16 protein-coding genes are annotated in these 16,267 nt (G+C 63.1%); 5 read left to right on the forward strand and 11 right to left on the reverse strand.

Annotated elements, in window-relative coordinates:
- Window positions 1–6: 6 nt before the first annotated feature.
- Genes KEC45_RS05015 through KEC45_RS05025 form a run of 3 tightly spaced genes read right to left on the reverse strand, consistent with a single transcriptional unit; the run spans window position 7 to window position 2,591 of the window.
- Window positions 7–402: a nuclear transport factor 2 family protein gene (locus KEC45_RS05015; protein WP_062182315.1), complete on the reverse strand. Its 396-nt coding sequence runs from the start codon at window positions 400–402 to the stop codon at window positions 7–9.
- Between the two features lie 9 nt (window positions 403–411).
- Window positions 412–1,299: an SDR family oxidoreductase gene (locus KEC45_RS05020; RefSeq protein WP_062182312.1), complete on the reverse strand. Its 888-nt coding sequence runs from the start codon at window positions 1,297–1,299 to the stop codon at window positions 412–414.
- Window positions 1,296–2,591: an MFS transporter gene (locus KEC45_RS05025; protein WP_062182309.1), complete on the reverse strand. Its 1,296-nt coding sequence runs from the start codon at window positions 2,589–2,591 to the stop codon at window positions 1,296–1,298. Before KEC45_RS05025 ends, KEC45_RS05020 begins: the two co-directional genes overlap by 4 nt.
- A 107-nt stretch (window positions 2,592–2,698) precedes the next feature.
- Between KEC45_RS05025 and KEC45_RS05030 the strand changes: the two genes are divergently transcribed.
- A complete protein-coding gene (locus KEC45_RS05030) occupies window positions 2,699–3,466 on the forward strand; it encodes an SDR family NAD(P)-dependent oxidoreductase (protein WP_062182306.1) in 768 nt (255 codons plus the stop codon).
- Window positions 3,467–3,494: 28 nt separating this feature from the next.
- Here the strand turns inward: KEC45_RS05030 and KEC45_RS05035 are convergent, their stop codons facing one another.
- The 3 genes from KEC45_RS05035 to KEC45_RS05045 all read right to left on the reverse strand — a co-directional run bounded on the left by KEC45_RS05035 (window position 3,495) and on the right by KEC45_RS05045 (window position 6,975).
- The gene (locus tag KEC45_RS05035) at window positions 3,495–4,205 is read right to left on the reverse strand and encodes a glutathione S-transferase N-terminal domain-containing protein (RefSeq protein ID WP_062182303.1); all 711 of its coding nucleotides are present in this window, start codon (window positions 4,203–4,205) and stop codon (window positions 3,495–3,497) included.
- Window positions 4,202–4,639, reverse strand: coding sequence for a nuclear transport factor 2 family protein (locus tag KEC45_RS05040; protein ID WP_252171592.1), 438 nt, complete (start codon window positions 4,637–4,639; stop codon window positions 4,202–4,204). Before KEC45_RS05040 ends, KEC45_RS05035 begins: the two co-directional genes overlap by 4 nt.
- A gap of 71 nt (window positions 4,640–4,710) precedes the next feature.
- A complete protein-coding gene (locus KEC45_RS05045; protein WP_152682389.1) occupies window positions 4,711–6,975 on the reverse strand; it encodes a TonB-dependent receptor in 2,265 nt (754 codons plus the stop codon).
- A 122-nt stretch (window positions 6,976–7,097) separates the two neighbouring features.
- Between KEC45_RS05045 and KEC45_RS05050 the strand changes: the two genes are divergently transcribed.
- Together KEC45_RS05050 and KEC45_RS05055 are read left to right on the forward strand one after the other, a co-directional pair.
- Window positions 7,098–7,604, forward strand: a complete 507-nt coding sequence (locus tag KEC45_RS05050; RefSeq protein ID WP_062182295.1) for a DUF3237 domain-containing protein — start codon at window positions 7,098–7,100, stop codon at window positions 7,602–7,604.
- Window position 7,605: 1 nt separating this feature from the next.
- Entirely contained in the window at window positions 7,606–8,331 is a 726-nt protein-coding gene (locus KEC45_RS05055; protein WP_062182291.1) for a glutathione binding-like protein, read from the forward strand.
- Window positions 8,332–9,202: 871 nt separating this feature from the next.
- Here KEC45_RS05055 and KEC45_RS05060 read toward each other — a convergent pair.
- A complete protein-coding gene (locus KEC45_RS05060; protein ID WP_062182288.1) occupies window positions 9,203–9,907 on the reverse strand; it encodes a glutathione S-transferase family protein in 705 nt (234 codons plus the stop codon).
- 4 nt (window positions 9,908–9,911) lie between these two features.
- Window positions 9,912–11,081, reverse strand: coding sequence for a CaiB/BaiF CoA-transferase family protein (locus tag KEC45_RS05065; protein ID WP_238586684.1), 1,170 nt, complete (start codon window positions 11,079–11,081; stop codon window positions 9,912–9,914).
- A gap of 113 nt (window positions 11,082–11,194) precedes the next feature.
- Here KEC45_RS05065 and KEC45_RS05070 point away from each other — a divergent pair, with 113 nt between their 5' ends.
- Window positions 11,195–12,094 carry a hydroxymethylglutaryl-CoA lyase gene (locus tag KEC45_RS05070; RefSeq protein WP_062182285.1) on the forward strand — a complete coding sequence of 300 codons (900 nt, stop codon included), beginning with the start codon at window positions 11,195–11,197 and terminating at the stop codon, window positions 12,092–12,094.
- Here KEC45_RS05070 and KEC45_RS05075 read toward each other — a convergent pair.
- Entirely contained in the window at window positions 12,091–13,002 is a 912-nt protein-coding gene (locus KEC45_RS05075) for an EamA family transporter (protein ID WP_252171593.1), read from the reverse strand. The genes KEC45_RS05070 and KEC45_RS05075 overlap by 4 nt on opposite strands.
- A gap of 210 nt (window positions 13,003–13,212) precedes the next feature.
- Between KEC45_RS05075 and KEC45_RS05080 the strand changes: the two genes are divergently transcribed.
- The gene (locus KEC45_RS05080) at window positions 13,213–14,235 is read left to right on the forward strand and encodes an acyl-CoA dehydrogenase family protein (protein ID WP_252171594.1); all 1,023 of its coding nucleotides are present in this window, start codon (window positions 13,213–13,215) and stop codon (window positions 14,233–14,235) included.
- Here the strand turns inward: KEC45_RS05080 and KEC45_RS05085 are convergent.
- On the reverse strand, window positions 14,232–15,362 hold the full coding sequence (locus KEC45_RS05085) for an acyl-CoA dehydrogenase family protein (protein WP_252171595.1): 1,131 nt from the start codon (window positions 15,360–15,362) through the stop codon (window positions 14,232–14,234). The genes KEC45_RS05080 and KEC45_RS05085 overlap by 4 nt on opposite strands.
- 49 nt (window positions 15,363–15,411) lie before the next feature.
- Complete coding sequence (locus KEC45_RS05090; RefSeq protein ID WP_062182271.1) at window positions 15,412–16,161, reverse strand: helix-turn-helix transcriptional regulator; 750 nt, start codon at window positions 16,159–16,161, stop codon at window positions 15,412–15,414.
- Window positions 16,162–16,267: the final 106 nt, after the last annotated feature.

A 16,267-nucleotide genomic window follows, 5' to 3' on the forward strand; every position in this document is an offset into this window, starting at 1 on the left:
TACTCCTCAGGCGTTCGCAAATTTGCGGAATTCGGCGACGTGCGCGCTATCGAAATACTCATCGAGCCGCGTGATCTTGCCATTTTCCACCTTGCACACGATCGCGCAGGGCAGGCGGACGGGGCCGTCGTCGTGGACGCGCACGCCCTTCAACACATGCTGCTGCACAAAGCCGCCGGGGAAAGTGGTCAGCCGGCGGTCGGCATATTCGCGGTCCTTGATCCGCGCGACCATGCCGGTCAGCGTCTGTGCGGTCTGCGCGGGGGTGACGATCAGCTCGTCGGTGTTGTGCCAGATCTCGGCGTCGGGCGTGAAGCTGTTCTGCATCGTTTCGATGTCACCTGCCTCGATCGCGTCGAAGAAGCGCTGCGCCATCGCGCGAATGTCATCCTGCTCTGCCATGTCTTTCTCCTATTTCTTCGCGCCGAACATGCGACCGCCATTGGCGGCGATCAGCCCGTCGATATCGTCGCCTTTGTATGCAGGATCGGCCGAGGAGCCGAAGGAGGACAGCATGTCCTGCGTCACCAACTCGGCCATGGCCTTCCATTCGGGGTGCGTGAAAATCCAATATTCGCCGGCCTCAATCGCCTGAACGACACGCGCGCCGATCTTGTCGGGCGACATGCCGCCCGCGAGCACACCCTGCATCGCCTGGCTAGTCGCCGCTGCCTTGCCGACCTCGACCTCGACGGGGCGTAAGTCGCGCGTCGTCTCGACTATCCGCGTCGCCGACATGCCGGGCATCAGCACCGAGATGTCGACACAGCTTTCAGCGAGTTCGTTGCGCAGCGCCATCGCGATGCCGAGCGTTGCATATTTGGAGCTGATATAAGCGACCGAAATCGGTGGCGGCACGATCGCCACCATCGAGCTGGTAAGGACGAGGTGGCCCGGCTCGCCACTCGCTTTCATGTCACCCAGAAAGGTGCGGCAGGCATAGAGATGCGCATGTGCGTTAACCGCATAATTCCAGCGCCAGACGTCGGTGTCATATTGCTCGAACGGCCCTGATCCGCCGCCGACGCCGGCGTTGCTGAACAGGATACGGACTGGGCCGAATGCCTGTGCTTTCGCGCCAGCCTCGGCCCAGCTCTCCTCACTTGTCACATCGAGCTGCAGGCCGAGCGCGTTCGCGCCCTCGCTGCGCAGCGACGCAGCCGCATTTTCGGCACCCGCCGCGTCGATATCGGCAAGGATCACCGATGCCCCCTTGGCGGCGAGTGCCCGGGCGGTGGCGAGCCCGAGCCCGCTCGCGCCGCCAGTGATGAAAGCGGTCTTGCCCGCGACGTCGGTCATTCAGCGAAATCCTTTTCGAGATAGCGCGTCATTCGGAACTGGGCGATGCCCGCGGCAGCGGCGAAGGGCATCAGCGCCATCAGCGCCCACCGAAGGCTGCCGTCGCCATATTCGGGCTTCAGGCTGTCGCTGACGATCCCGGCGAACAGCGGGCCGAGGCCGAGGCCGATGATGTTGAACATCAGCATCAGCACCGCCGCGGCGGTCGCGCGGCTTCGTGGCGGCGTCAAATTCTGCACCAGCGCGAGCGCGGGCGCGACATAGGCGGTGCATGCCGCCATCGGGATCAGCATCAGCGCGAGCGAGAGCTGCCATGTGTCGACAAGCAATGCGGCGATGAAGGTCGGGATCAGCACAGCGGTCGCGAGCGCCGGGATGGTGCCATAAGCGCGCGCCGATACTTTCGCACGGTGGCTGACAAGCCAGCCGCCCCCGAGAATGCCGATGCCAAAGGTGATGCCTGCGGCGGGACCGAAATAGGTCGCCATGGCGTCGAGCGGCATCTTTTGCGTCCGCATCAGGAACGCCGGAATCCAGTTGAGCATGCCATAGCTGGTGAAGGCGGCAAGACCGCTGCCGATCATCACCATGCGCAGCGACGGGCGGCGCCAGAACATCGCGAGGCTCTGGCTGAAGGGCAGGGCTTCGTCGGCCGCCTTTTGGGCATCCATCTGCCCGCGCGCGGGCTCGCGGACCAGCCAGATAAGGATTGGGGCGACGATGACGCCGACGACACCGATCATTATGAAAGCATTGCGCCAACCGATATTGGCGGCCGCCCACGCGCCGAAGGTCGCGCCGACGAAAACCCCGAACGGGCCGTTGAGCGTGAACAGTCCGATTGCCAGCGGGCGCCGCGCGGGGGGGTAATAGTCGGCAATCACCGACAGCGACGGCGCGGTACCGCCCGCTTCGCCCGCACCCACGCCAAAGCGCATCAGCGCGAGCTGCCAGAAGTTCGACGCCATGCCGCACGCCGCGGTAAAGCCGCTCCAAACGATACAGGCGATGCCGATCAGCTTCACGCGATTCCAGCGGTCGGCGATCATAGCGACGGGCACGCCCATCGCGGCATAGAAAAGCGCGAAGGCCAGCCCGGTGAGAAGCCCAAACTGCGTGTCGCTGAAATCCATGTCGGCACGGATCGGCTCGACGAGTACCGACAAGAGCTGGCGGTCGACGAAGTTGATCGTGCCGACCACGAACAGCATCGCGAGCGCGACGTTGCGACGCAGCGCGAGGCCGCTGTCGGACGCGGCGGCGCCTCCATTGAGGGCGGTGGCGTCTGTCATAACTCTCCCCAGATATGCGCGAGTCTTCCCGGCCAAAAATACTTAGGTATTTAAGTTTATTTGTCAATGTGCTTTACGGTAGCCCGATAAGAAGCGGGAGAGAAGAGATGGATATCAACGGCAAACGCGCCATTGTGACGGGTTCGGCGGGCGGCATCGGCCGCGCAACCGCGGCGATGCTCGCGGCGCGCGGTGCGGCAGAGATCGCGCTCGTCGACGTCAATGAAGCGGGGCTTGCAGAGACGGCGCGGCTGGTCGAAGCCCAGGGCGCAAAGGCGAGCTTCCACCCGCTCGACCTCTCCGACATTGCTGCGACCGAAGCCTGGTTCAGCGCGCATGGCGACGTCGACATTCTTCACAACAACGCGGGCGTTGTGTCGGGATTGCCGCAATTTCCCGATGTCGATGCCGCGCGCATCCGCTGGATCATCGACGTCAATATTACCTCGCTCGTGACGGCGACGCAGATTGCCGTGCAAGCTATGAAGAAACGCGGGGGCGGGGTGATCGTCAACACGGTGTCGACGGTCGCGCTGGGCACCGGATTCTATGACGCCATGTATGCGACGACGAAGGCCGCAGTGATGATGTTCACGCGCTGCTGCGCGCCGCTGAAGGATGAGTGCAATGTCCGCGTCGCGGGGATGTTGCCGGGGCTGGTCGACACGCCGATCCTCGACACGACGGGTGCTGGCGGCAAGTCCGAATGGATGAAGACCGTGCTGGCGAACAATGAGGCGTGCAAGCCCGAAGATATTGCGCGTGGCGTGGTGACGCTGATCGAGGATGACAATCTGGCGGGCGGCGACTGGGTCGCTGTGCGGCGGCTGGACGGCAAGATCGAATATCAGTGGGGGCGCGCCGATACGGTGTGAACCGCTGCGACGATCGAGAGGGGGGAGGTCAGCGCGCCGGCGCCTGAAGCATGTTCTTCCCGAACAAATTCGACCATTGTTCCTCGGTTAGCACTGGGCGCGCACTCGAGAGATTTGCTGCATTCTTGACGTCGGTCCCTGCTGTCACCGCGGGTCGCTCGCCGATCCGCGCGAACCAGTCCGCGACTGCGGGATAGTCGTCGAGCGTCAGCCCGATCGCACGGATCGCGCGCGTCCACGGCCACGCCGCAATGTCGGCTATCGAATATTCCTCGGCCAGATATTCAGCTTCGCTCAGCCGCCCGTTGAGCACATGGAGCAGGCGGAGCGTCTCGTTGCGATAGCGTTCGACCGGATAGGTCTGGCCTTCGGGAGCGTAACGGATGAAGTGATGCGCCTGGCCCTGCATCGGGCCGAAACTTGCCATCTGCCACATCAGCCATTGCTGAGCCTGACTGCGCCTGCGCGGGTTTTCGGGCAGCAATTGTCCGCTCTTCTCGGCCAGATACAGAAGGATCGCGCCGCTCTCGAACACTGGCAGTGGGGCGCCGCCGCCCATGGGGTCATGGTCGACGATCGCTGGCAGGCGGCCGTTCGGGTTGATCCGGCGATATTCGGGGGTCAGATGGTCGCCCTCGAGCATGTTCATTGCGATGAGTTGGTGCGGCAGCCCGACCTCTTCGAGCATGATCGAAACCTTGTGGCCGTTCGGCGTCGGCGTGAAATAGACGTCGATCATGCGGAATTTCCTTCGGCGAAAATGGCGCGCGCGGCGGCGAACGCGGCTTCGAATGCCTCTTTCCCGGCTGGATAGGCGACGACGGTGAGCGTTACCCCCGCAATTTTCCACCCGCCTTGCCGGACCAGTTGGTGCGTGTAGCGGCCGATGAGGTCGCCGAGCAGCGCCCGGTCCTCGACGCCGACGACATGGACGGCATCGACGATGCTCGTCACAGTCGCACGGTCGCCTTCGATCGTCGCAATGATGTTGTGGAGTTGATGCGCGGTCGCGTCGAAGCCTTCGAGCGCCCGGCAACGGTTCGTCCAATCGTCGGCCGCGACGGTCGCGACGAGTGAGCCGATCGAGCCATAGTCGATCGCGATTTCGTCGGTGAACAGCGCGCGATAGGCATGCCAGTCGCGCGCATCGAGCGCCGTCGTATAACGGGTCACGGCCGCGGCTGCCGCTTCCCTGTCGAGGAGAGCGTCAACCGCGGCCGATCCCTGGGACATCGGGTTCGAACCTAGAACTTGATCCCGGCCTCGACCGAAATGTTGCGCGTGGGTTCGAGGTAAAGGATCGCGCGCGGTGTCGCGGTGATCGGCGAAGGCAGGTTGAAGGCGCTGCCGATCGTCTTTTCGTTCGTCAGATTCTTGCCGACGAGCGCGACGTGCCAGCTGTCATCCTGGTCAGCAAGCTGGACGCGAAGGTCGAGCTTCGCATAGCCGCGCTGGACGCCGAAGATCGGGCTCTGATTGTCCGAGTTGAAATATTTCGACCGCGCCGATGCGACACCGGTGATGTCGAATTTCAGATCGCTCGACAGGTCGAACCGAGCGTGCGCCGTGACGCTGCCGGTGTATTTCGACGAGTAAGCGACGGGATAACCAGCCAGATTATTGTTCGCGACGTGGTTCGGTTGCGTCCGATCGGTCTGTGCGGGATTGCAAACCGACAACGGCTGGCTGGCGAGGCAGGCGGCGCCGGGATAATTGTCATATTTGATATCCGAATAGGCGGCCGACGCGCTGATATCGAAATTGGGGATCGGGAAGATGCTGAGCGACCCTTCGAGACCCTTCGACGTTGCTGCGGCGGCATTCCCGGTCAGATAGCTCGAGATTGCGGGCTGATACACGGAAACCTGTAGGTCCTTGAACTTCGTGTGATAGGCTGAGAGGTTCGCGACGACTTTGCCGTCGAACAGCGTCGACTTGATGCCGGCCTCGAAGTTCTCCGACCGTTCGGGCTCAAAGGTGAATGTCGCGCTTGTCGTACCGAGCGTGTTTGAGACGAAGCCACCCGACTTCGAACCGCGACCCCACGTCGCATAGACCATGATGCGCGGCGCGATATCATATTGCAGCGTCACCGAGGGATCGACATTGCCTTCGCTGATCGAGCCCGTCGCGCTCGAAATCGGACGAAGTGCAAAGGGGCCATAGACCAGTCGCGACGCGAAATCGCCGTCCTTCTTGGTGTGACTGTAACGCAGGCTGCCGATGGCGCGGAACGCATCGCTGATGTTGAACGTCGCCTGGCCGAACACCGACCAGGATTCGGCCTTCTGCCGGAACAGACTGTCGATGCGGCCGAAATAGTTCAGGCTGGCGATGTTGAAGCCCTGAAACTGCTCCAGTGTGTAATCCGACTTGTCATAATAGGCGCCCGCGATGAACTCGAAGGTCTTGCCCGTGGGCGACAGGATGCGAATTTCCTGCGAAATCTGGTCAAAGCGTTCGGGGAAGGCGTTATATACCGAGTTCGGAACGAACGCGCCGCCGCTGTTCGGGATCGTCTGGTCAAACCCGTTGACGATCTTCGACTTGAACCAGCTATATCCGGTGACCGACGTCAGCGTGAAGTCGCCGAGCGCGAGGTTGCCGACGCCCGAGATCATCACCGACTTGTTGTCGTTGCCTTCGTCGCCGAGCGCCGAGCGCTCGAGATAACGCGTGGTCTGCGGGTCCTGACCGCTGGTCAGCGGGCTCGACACGGTTATGCCGCCGATGACTTCACGATTTCCGTACTCGACCTTCGCGGTGTAATCGAAATTGGCCGACGGTTCCCACTTCACAGTGAGGCGCAGCAACTGCGACTTGATTTCGGGATCGTCGTGATCGGTGGCGCGGTTATAGATATAGCCGTCCTGATTGACGATCTTGTACGCAAAGCGCGCGCCCAGCGTGTCGGTGATCGGTCCCGACAGATAGCCCGAGAAATCGGTGCCCTTATGGTCGAAGTTGTAAAGGCCGGTGATCGCGCCTTCGAACTCCTTCGTCGGCCCCGCCGACACGACGCTGACCGCACCCGCCGCGGTGTTCTTGCCGAAGAGCGCGCCCTGCGGTCCGCGCAGCACTTCGACGCGTGCGAGGTCGAAAAAGGGCGCCTGCGCCTGACGGTTGCGGCCGGCATAGATGCCGTCGACATAGAGCGAGACCGACTGGTCGAACGCGAAGTTCGCCGGCGGCGAACCGAAACCACGGATATAGATAACGTCGTTGCCCGCAGTCGACTGGACGAAGACGTTCGGCGTGTAATTCATCACCGCCTTGATATCGCTGGTGTTGAATTCGGCGAGCTTGGCGCCGCTGACGACTTCCATCGAAATCGGCACATTCTGCAGATTCTGCTCGCGCTTTTGGGCAGTGACGATGATTTCGTTGCTATTGCTGTCGTCGACACCCGCCGTGTCGGCTGGGGCGGCCTGCGCCATTGCCGGTGCGGCATTGGCAAGCATCGCGATCGCGGCAACGCCGGACAGCAGGAACTGGTTATGCGCCTTCATCTTCACCCTCCCATAGAGCTTGTTGTTGCGGTCCCGGAATGGCTTCCGATCCGTCAATCTGATTGACCCTTAGTATACTAATGGTTTTATGCTTGTCCATAGGCTGGAAGAGGATTCGCATCATGAACGAAGAAAATCCGCAAAGCGCGCCGGTGTCGCTGGCGACGCGTTATCTGTGCACTGTCGAGTTCGAGGTCGGGGGCGGGATCATCGGGATCGGCGCGTCGCCTTTCGGCGACCAGCGACTCGGCTACATCAGCGGGGGGAGATTTTTCGGCCCACGTATCAACGGTATAGTGCTGCCCGGTGGCGGGAACTGGTCGCGCAGCGGGCGGCTCGGCGACAGCGCATCGGTCGGTACCTTCGACGCCCGCGCGGTGTGGCAGGCCGACGACGGCGACCTCATCTATCTGAGCTACACCGGTCGCAACATCATTCCCGACGAGGTGCGCGCGACCTTCGTCGATCCCGCCGTCCCCGACGCTGATCCGTCGCGCTATTATCTGCGAATCGCACCGGTGTTCGAAACCGCGAGCGCGAAATATGGCTGGCTCAACGGTGTGCTCGCGGTCGGGGTGGGCGAGCGCACTGATTTTGGCGTCCGCCATGTCATCCATGAGGTGCTTTGAGATGATCGATCTCCATTATTCCGCGACTCCGAACGGGCAAAAGATCGCAATCATGCTCGAGGAAATTGGCGAGCCCTATCGCGTCATCGCTTATGACATCTTCGAGGGTGACCAGTTGACGGCGGAGTTCGGACGCATCAACCCGAACCACAAGCTGCCAGCCATCGTTGACGATGCGCCGATGGAGGGCGGAGTCCCGGTCGCCGTCTTCGAGTCCGGCGCCATTCTTCAATATCTGGCCGAAAAGAGCGGGCGTTTTCTGCACACGTCGGGTGCCGCGCGCGCCGCTACCCTGTCGTGGCTGACCTGGCAGGTTGCGGGGCTGGGGCCGATGGGCGGCCAGGCGAGCCATTTCCTCCGCTATGCGCCGGCCGGGCAGGATTATGCTGTCGAGCGCTATACGAAAGAGCTCACGCGCCTGCTCACCGTGCTGGAAAAGCGGCTTGAGAAGAGCGCCTATGTTGCGGGCGACGATTATAGCATCGCCGACATGGCGATCTGGCCCGGCCGCGCGTCGGCATTCGTGATGGGCATGGGGCTCGACGAATGGCCTGCTATGCATGGCTGGTTCGAACGGATCCGCGAACGCCCGGCAGTTGCTCGCGCCATGGCGCGCGAGGATCTGAAGGCCCCGGCCAAATATGTCGGGCGACACCAAAAGCTGGACGACAAGGAATGGTCGAACATGTTCGGCAACGCGAACCACGCAGCGGTGAGGGGCGATTGAGGCCAAGCCCGAGATGACGAAAGGCGGGAAACGGCCTTAACAGGTGGTGGACGGCGGAGGGGCGCTCTGCGGGACGATCGATGCGGTCTCCATAAGGGTAGATCATCGCTGGATTTAGTAGGAAGGCGGTTTTTGTCGTGCGAGGTTCTGGCAGCTTTCGACCGATTGCGGACACTCCACCCAATCTAAACCGTTCGCATCGAGCGCAGTCGAGATGCCCATCGGGCTGGGCGTTTCGTCGATGGGTGTCTCGACTTCGCTCGACACGAACGGAGAAAGGGCGGAGCTCAAAGCGACCGGTTGCAGACCTTAAGTGCCTCCCTGCGGCGCAGCCGTGGGGAGGGGGACCGCCGCGAAGCGGTGGTGGAGGGGCCGCGACATCGCGCTAGAAGCCCCTCCGTCAGCGCTGCGCGCTGCCACCTCCCCATCGCTGCGCGACAGGGAGGATACTACACTTCGTCACCCCGGACTTGATCCGGGGTCCCGCTTGAGGTCCAAGCCAGCGAATGCGTCAAAAAGCGGGATCCCGGGTCAAGCCCGGGATGACGGAAGTGGGTGACGGAATGTCAGCTCACCACCCCAAAACAGACATCGCCTTCAAATTAGGTCTTTCCTACATTATCCGGCTGTGCCAGCCTTCATCCGGCTCTTTCATTCGGTGAACAAAAAGGTGGTCGCTGCCTGGCTTACGGGTACGACCACGATCGGACGTGCCGCGCACATCCAGCACCCCGCGACTTTCAAATCGGCGCGCTCATCGGACTGAACTTTCCTGAACTTTGAAATATTGCGCGGTCCTTGCGCCGTTCCGATCCCGGATCCAGCCGGGGATGTCCAAAGAGGGCAACGACAGCCCACTTTGCCGCCGGTCTTAGCGCTTCGCGTGCTGGCGGTCGCCCCACAGGATCGCGCGATGTTCGTCGGTGAAGCCCGTCAATCCGCCTTCGATTGTCTCGGCGCGCGCGACGCCTGCTTTCATCCCCTCAGCAACCGCGGGGCGTGCAAGCATCGCCGCCCCCCAGCGGTCGACATTGGGGAAACGCCCGGCCTTTTCGATGAGCTGGCGGCGAAGATAGGGCAGGGTTGCCATATCGGCGATCGTGTAATCTTCGCCCGCCAGCCACTCGGTTTCGCCGAGGCGCTTGTCGATTACCATCATCAGCCGGTCGACCTCGCGGCTGTATCGCCCGATCGCATATTCGTGCCGATCCTTGGCATAATGGGTAAAATGCGCTTCCTGTCCGAACATAGGGCCGACGCCCGACACCTGGAACATCAGCCATTGCCAGCAGATCGCACGCTTCACCGGATCGGTAGGCATGAAGCACCCGGTCTTTTCCGCGAGATAGAGAAGGATCGCGCCTGTTTCCCAGAGCGTAAAAGGCACGCCATTTGGGCCATGCTCGTCGACGATCACAGGAGTCTTGTTGTTCGGGTTGAGCGCGAGAAATTCCGGCGTGAGCTGATCGCCCGCGAGGATGTCGATATATTCGAGCCGCCATTCGAGGCCCATTTCGAGCAGCGCGATCGCGATTTTGCGCGCATTGGGGGTCGGGCCGCCATAGAGGGTGATCATCGCGTCAAACCTCCCGTCCCAGCCAGCGTTTCAGAACATCTGTGCCATCCTGTCCGACCGTCAGAGGAGCAGGGCGACGGACGCTGCCCGGAGTTGCCGACAATTTGGGGAAGACGCCCTGCATCGTCACTTCGCCCAACTCTTCGTCGGCGACTGTCACCAGCGCCTCCCGCGCCGCGAAATGCGGATCGGCAAGCATGTCCTCGGAGTCATAGACGCGGCCTGCGGGCACGCCGGCGTCGACCATCTTCGCTTCGAGTTCTTCGATCGTTAGCGTCGCGGTCCACTCGCCGATCAGAGCGTCGAGTTCCTCCTGCCGCGCGCCGCGCGCGCGGTGCGTCGCATAACGCTCGTCGCTGGCGAGTTCGGGGCGCCCCATTGCGGCGGCGAGGCGTGCAAAGACGCCATCCTGGTTGGCACCGATCAGATATTCGCCATCCTTGCACGGATAGACGTTCGACGGCGCGATAGCCGGAAGCGTCGACCCGGTACGGCGGCGCTTGGTACCACTGGTCGAATAGTCGGACACGGTCGATTCCATCACCTGCAGCACAGCTTCGTACAGCGCAGAGTCGACAATCTGGCCCTCGCCCGTCTTGCTGCGGTGGTGGAGTGCGGCGAGCGCCCCCATGCACCCGTAAGTGGCTGCGAGCGTGTCGCCGATCGAGACGCCCATGCGCGCTGGCGGCAGGTCGGGATAGCCAACGATACCGCGCCATCCTCCCATCGCTTCACCAATGCCGCCGAAGCCCGCGCGAGCAGAGTAAGGGCCCGTCTGGCCGTAACCCGACACGCGCACGACGATCAGCCCGGGGTTGGTCTTGCGCAGCTCGGCGGGGTCGAGATTCCATTTCTCGAGCGTGCCGGGGCGGAAATTCTCGATGAGGATGTCGGCCTTCGCGATCAGCTCGCGCGCGAGCGCCTGACCTTCTTCCGAGCGCAGATCGACCGCGACCGAATATTTATTCCGCGCGATCACGCGCCACCAACTCGGTTTGTCGCCCTGGCCCCAGTTGCGCATCTGGTCGCCGGTCACCGGCGGTTCGAGCTTGACGATTTCGGCGCCCATGTCGCCGAGGAGCTGGCCGCAAAAGGGGCCCGCGATCAGCTGCCCCATCTCGACCACCCTAATGCCTTCCAGCGCTCCCCCGCTGCCTGTCTCGCTCATAATCATTCCTTTCGCGGCCGACTCTGGTAAGACGACCTGCTTCGCCCATGGCCATTGTATACTTAGAATGCTATGTAATTTTCAACCTGCTAAATGACTCGGGATAATCGGGACGCAAGATGTTGAAAAACAATGCCGTAGAATTGGTCGAGGTGGGTCCGCGCGACGGATTGCAGAATGAATCGACGATCGTATCGACCGCCGACAAGCTGGTGCTGATCCGCCGCGCGATCGATTATGGCGTGCGGCGGATCGAAGTGACAAGCTTCGTCAATCCCAAGAAGGTTCCGCAGCTCGCCGATGCCGAGGAACTGGTGACGATGCTGCCAGAGCGCGACGATGTGACCTACATCGGCCTAGTCCTCAATCGCCGCGGTGCCGAGCGTGCGCTTGCGACCGGGCGCATCGACGAACTGGGGGCGGTGTGCGTGACGAGCGACAGCTTCGGCATTCGCAATCAGGGCCAAAGCTCGGATGAATCGCTGAACGCCGCAATGGAAATCGTCGGGCTGGCGAAAGAGAGCGGGCGCAACGCGCAGATCACCATCGCCACGGCCTTTGGCTGTCCGTTCGAGGGTAGGGTGGCGATCGACCGTGTCGTCGAAATGGCGAAGCGCGCCGCTGATGCGGATCCGCGCGAAATTGCACTTGCCGATACGATCGGCGTCGGCATTCCGGCGCAAGTGTCGGAGATGGTGGGCCGCGTCGGCGAAGCGATAGGCGATCTGCCCGTGCGGGTCCATTTCCACAATACGCGCGGGACCGGCATTGCGAATGTGTGGGCAGCGGTGGAGGAAGGGGCGGCAACGGTCGATGCGTCGCTCGGCGGACTCGGCGGTTGCCCCTTCGCGCCTGGCGCCGCGGGTAATGTAGCGACAGAGGATGTGATCTATATGCTCGAAAAGAGCGGAATCGAAACGGGCATCGCGCTGCCACAAGTTGTCGAGGCCGCCGGCTGGTTGACGGGTGTTATGGGCCGCCCACTTCCGGCGATGGTTAGCAAGGCGCCGGCATTCTAAAATGTTGCCAGCAGCGCCATAACCACGCCGCCGACAACGAGCAGCAATCCGACAATTTCATGCCACCGCACCGGCTCGCGCAGATAGAAATGTGCAAAGCCGATCGTGAAAACGACCTCGACCTGCCCGACAATCCGCACCAGCGCCGCGGGCGCTGCGGCAAAGCCGATGTACCAGCAGGCCGAACCGAGCGCCGACAGTAGCCCGACCTGGCTCGAATTGTGCCAGGTCCGGAATACGGCACGCAGCGTGTCGCGGTCACGCAGTACAACCCAGAACATGTGAAGTCCGGTCTGGATCGCCATCACGACGACGAGCGTGACGAGCGCCGAGCCGATCAGGTCGACGCTGCTGAGTTCGGCGGTCGCAAGCTTCACCGCGATTGCGGCAAGCGCGAACATCGACCCGGCACCGAGGCCACAGAGCGCAGCGGGTTGACCCAGCGCACGCCATATTTCGCGCCCGGAAACCCCGCGCCCGGCGAGCGCGAGCACCAGCACTCCAGCGACTCCAGCGACGATCCCGATCCATGCGAGCAGCGGTAGCCGCTCGCCTAGAAATAGCGCGGTGACGAGCGCGGCCTGTACGGCTTCGGTCTTTGAAAAGGCGGTGCCGACAACGAAACCGCGATGCCCGAACGCCATGATGAGCAGGATCGTGCCCGCCATTTGTGTGATCGCCCCGGCGACCGCGAAACCGGCGAAGGCGGTCCCGAGCGCCGGAACCGCTTCACTCCGGATCGTCAGCCAGACGGCAGCGAAAATGAAGGCAAAGGGCAGGCCATAAAGATAGCGCACCAGCCCAGCGCCGCTAATGCTGAGTTCGGCGCGCAGGCGCTGCTGCAACGCGGTGCGCCACGCCTGGAAAAGGCCGCCAAACAGCGCGGCAGGAAGCCAGATCGGATTCATCCGATCCTCCCGGTCTGTCTGTTTCTCTCGACTCGTCCCGCGCTATTCATGCCGCCCCATGCAATAGTTTTATTGCTAAGTATATGGCGCGCTCCGATCGCCCCGGCCAACCTGTTACGCCAATCAGCTAGACCTGCGGAACGGTAGGTTGCAGGAAAGATGTGGGAGAGCAAATGACGCATATATACACCGCTGGGCCGGCGATCTGACATGGCCGAACTCGACCTGCCGCTTTCGGACGAGCAGCGGATGCTGCGGGGCAGCGTCCAGCGTTTCCTAGCCGATCATTCCCGTCCCGGCTGGCGCGAACTCTGTGAATCGCTTGGCCTTGCCGGTATCGCTCTGCCAGAAAGCGTTGGAGGATTTGGCGGGGGCCCGATCGATATTGCTGTCGTGATGGCCGAATTGGGGCCGGCGCTTGCGGGCGCCGACTGGCTTTCGCACGTCGCGGCAATCGTGCTGCTGGCGGGCGTCGTACCCGACCATCCGGCACTGGTTGAACTCGCGGCGGGTAGCCGCCGGATCGCGGTCGTCTGCACAGCCTCGACAGCGGCGATGCCGGTCGTCGATGGCGAGCTGGTCCGTGGCAGCGCGGCACTGGTTGCGGGCGCGGCCGAAGCCGACTTTCTCCTCCTCGCAAGCGACGAGGCGCTGCTGCTCATTTCCGCGGATGGTAACAAGGTTGAGCAGCGACATCGCATCATGCACGACGGCAGTGTCTCCGCCGACCTCGCCTTCACGCTCAAGCCGGGCGACGTCAGGCTGCTGGCGAGTGGTGAGGGCGCGCGCGCGTGGGCCGACTATGCGAACGACCTGATCCTCGCCGGCCGCTGCGCTGAGGCCGTTGGGCTGATGCAGCGGATGATCGCGGACAGCATAGACTATCTCGGCCAGCGCAAGCAGTTCGGCACTGCGATTGGCCGATTCCAGTCGCTACGCCACCGCGCCGCCGATATGCAACTCGCGGCGATGAAGGCTGCGGCGCTGACCGAGGAAGCGATCCTTGCTGTCGATCGGGATCGCTCCGACCGCGCGCAGGCGGTCAGCGCGGCGTGCATCGAGGTCGGCGACGCGGTCCGCATCGTGGGCGAGAGCGCAGTCCAGATCCACGGCGCAATGGGGCTGACCGAGGAACTGAGCCTCGGCGGCCATTTCAAGCGCGCGCTTGCAATCGCGGCGGCATTCGGCCCGCGTGCCGGTCACTTCGAGCGCTTGGCTGGGGCGGCGGCTTAGCCGAGCAACTGACGCGCGATCAGGTCGCGCTGAATTTCGTTCGACCCGGCATAGATGGTTGCCGCGCGGTCGTTGAGATAACGCGGCACCGCGACCGCCAGCTCTGCCGGCGTCTGCCCGTCGGCGTCGGCCCATGCGGCATGGCCCGCAACCTCGCATGCCAGCGTGTCGATACGCTGCGCGGTCTCGGTGCCGAGAATTTTCAGCGCCGATGCGTAAAGCGCGGCGCTGCCGTCGACGCCGCGCATTGCCTTCATCTCAAGCGCCTGTAGCGCCTTCAGCGTTACCGACTCGCGGTCGAGCTGCGCGCGCAGCACCGGGTCGATGTCGTCGCGCGCGCGCAGGCGTTCGAGCCGCCCGATCAATCCCGGCGCATATTTGCCGCCGCGTTCGAAGGTGAGCAGATGCTTCGCGACCGACCAACCCTCATTTTCGCCGCCGAGCCGGTTCGCCTGCGGCACGCGGACTTTGTCGAAAAAGACCTGATTAAATTCGTGGTCGCCGGCTAGCGTGCGGATCGGCTCGACGGTGATGCCGGGCAAACCCATGTCGAGTAGCAGGAAGCTGATCCCCGCCTGCGGCTTACCCTCGTTCGACGTGCGCACCAGTGCGAACATGCGGTTCGCGAAATGCGCGTGGGTGGTCCAGATTTTGGAGCCGCTCAGAATATAGTCATCGCCATCGCGTGTTGCGCGCAGTTGCAGCGCTGCGAGGTCTGACCCAGCGCCGGGTTCCGAGAAGCCCTGGCACCAATAGTCCTCGCCCGAAAGGATGCGCGGCAGATAATGCGCGCGCTGTTCGGGGCTGCCGTAATGCATGATCACCGGCGCGACCATCTTGAGCCCCATCGGCGCAAGGTTAGGCGCCCCGGCCCCGGCACATTCGGCGGCGAAAATATAGCGTTCGGTCTCGCTCCATCCCGGACCACCGAACTCGGCCGGCCAGTCGGGCGCCGCCCAACCGCGCGCATGGAGGATGCGTTGCCATGGCAGCGAGATGTCGGGGTCGATAAAGACGCTCGTAGCACGCGCCGCGGCACGGCGAATGTCGTCGGGCAGATGTGCCGCGAGAAAGGTACGAAGCTCTTCGCGAAAAGCCGCCAGCGCCGGATCGTTCAGCATGTCCATGCGCCCGGTTTAGGGCCTCGTGCGACGCCCGGCCAAGCTGGCACCTGCATCAGGCCGCGCGTGCGCCGACGAAGCCGAGCCCCGCCGCTATCTGGATCGACTGCGCGCGTCCCGTCGCGCCAAGCTTTCCGGCCGCGTTGCGCAGGTGAAAACGCACCGTAGATACCGAAAGCGAAAGGATGATCCCGATCTCGCCGTCGGTCTTTCCCGCCGCCGCCCAGCGCAGGCATTGCACCTCACGCCGCGTCAACGTCTGCGGCACCGTAGCATTGCGAGGACGCCCGCGCGCCTCGTTATGTGTTGCCACCAATCTGACCGCCAGATTGTGCAAATGCCCCGCTTGTTCCGCGAAGATGGTTTCGACCCCGACGGGTTCGCGCGAGCACCAGAAAACGGCGCCGACCAGCCCGCGCGGCAGATGCACCGGCGCGATGATCGCTTCGCCGAAATTGGGGGTGTTGCGCGCCTGCGAGCAGTCGACCTCGTCGAGCAGATGCGTCGGGCGCCAAGTGCCGAGGCGGCCGTCGCTATAATAGAAGGGCTCGGCGACGAGGCGGGCCGCAGTCAGGAAAGCGAGTTGCAGCGCCAGCTTTCGATCGCGCCAATAGGCATAGCTCGGGTCGATCCAGTGGAAGGTGGTTTCGGCGTAGGGATGGCCTTCGCTGTCGCTCATCGGTTCGGGATCGCCGAGGTCGGCCTGCGCCGCGACATAGGGGAGGCCGACTGCGTCGCCGGCGGCCTGCACCGCCGTGACCAGCGCGGGCATTTCCGCCCAGCATTCGGCCTTCTGATCGGTCACGCGCTCGTCCCTCCGTTATCCTGACACAGGTGTCAGCTTGTCCGCCCGGCCGCAATCCTTTGTTCTGTCACGGTCCGGTTTCGCATGACGCTCGCACAAAGACGAG

It is taken from the genome of Sphingopyxis sp. USTB-05 (assembly GCF_023822045.1).
Taxonomy (GTDB): Bacteria; Pseudomonadota; Alphaproteobacteria; order Sphingomonadales; family Sphingomonadaceae; genus Sphingopyxis.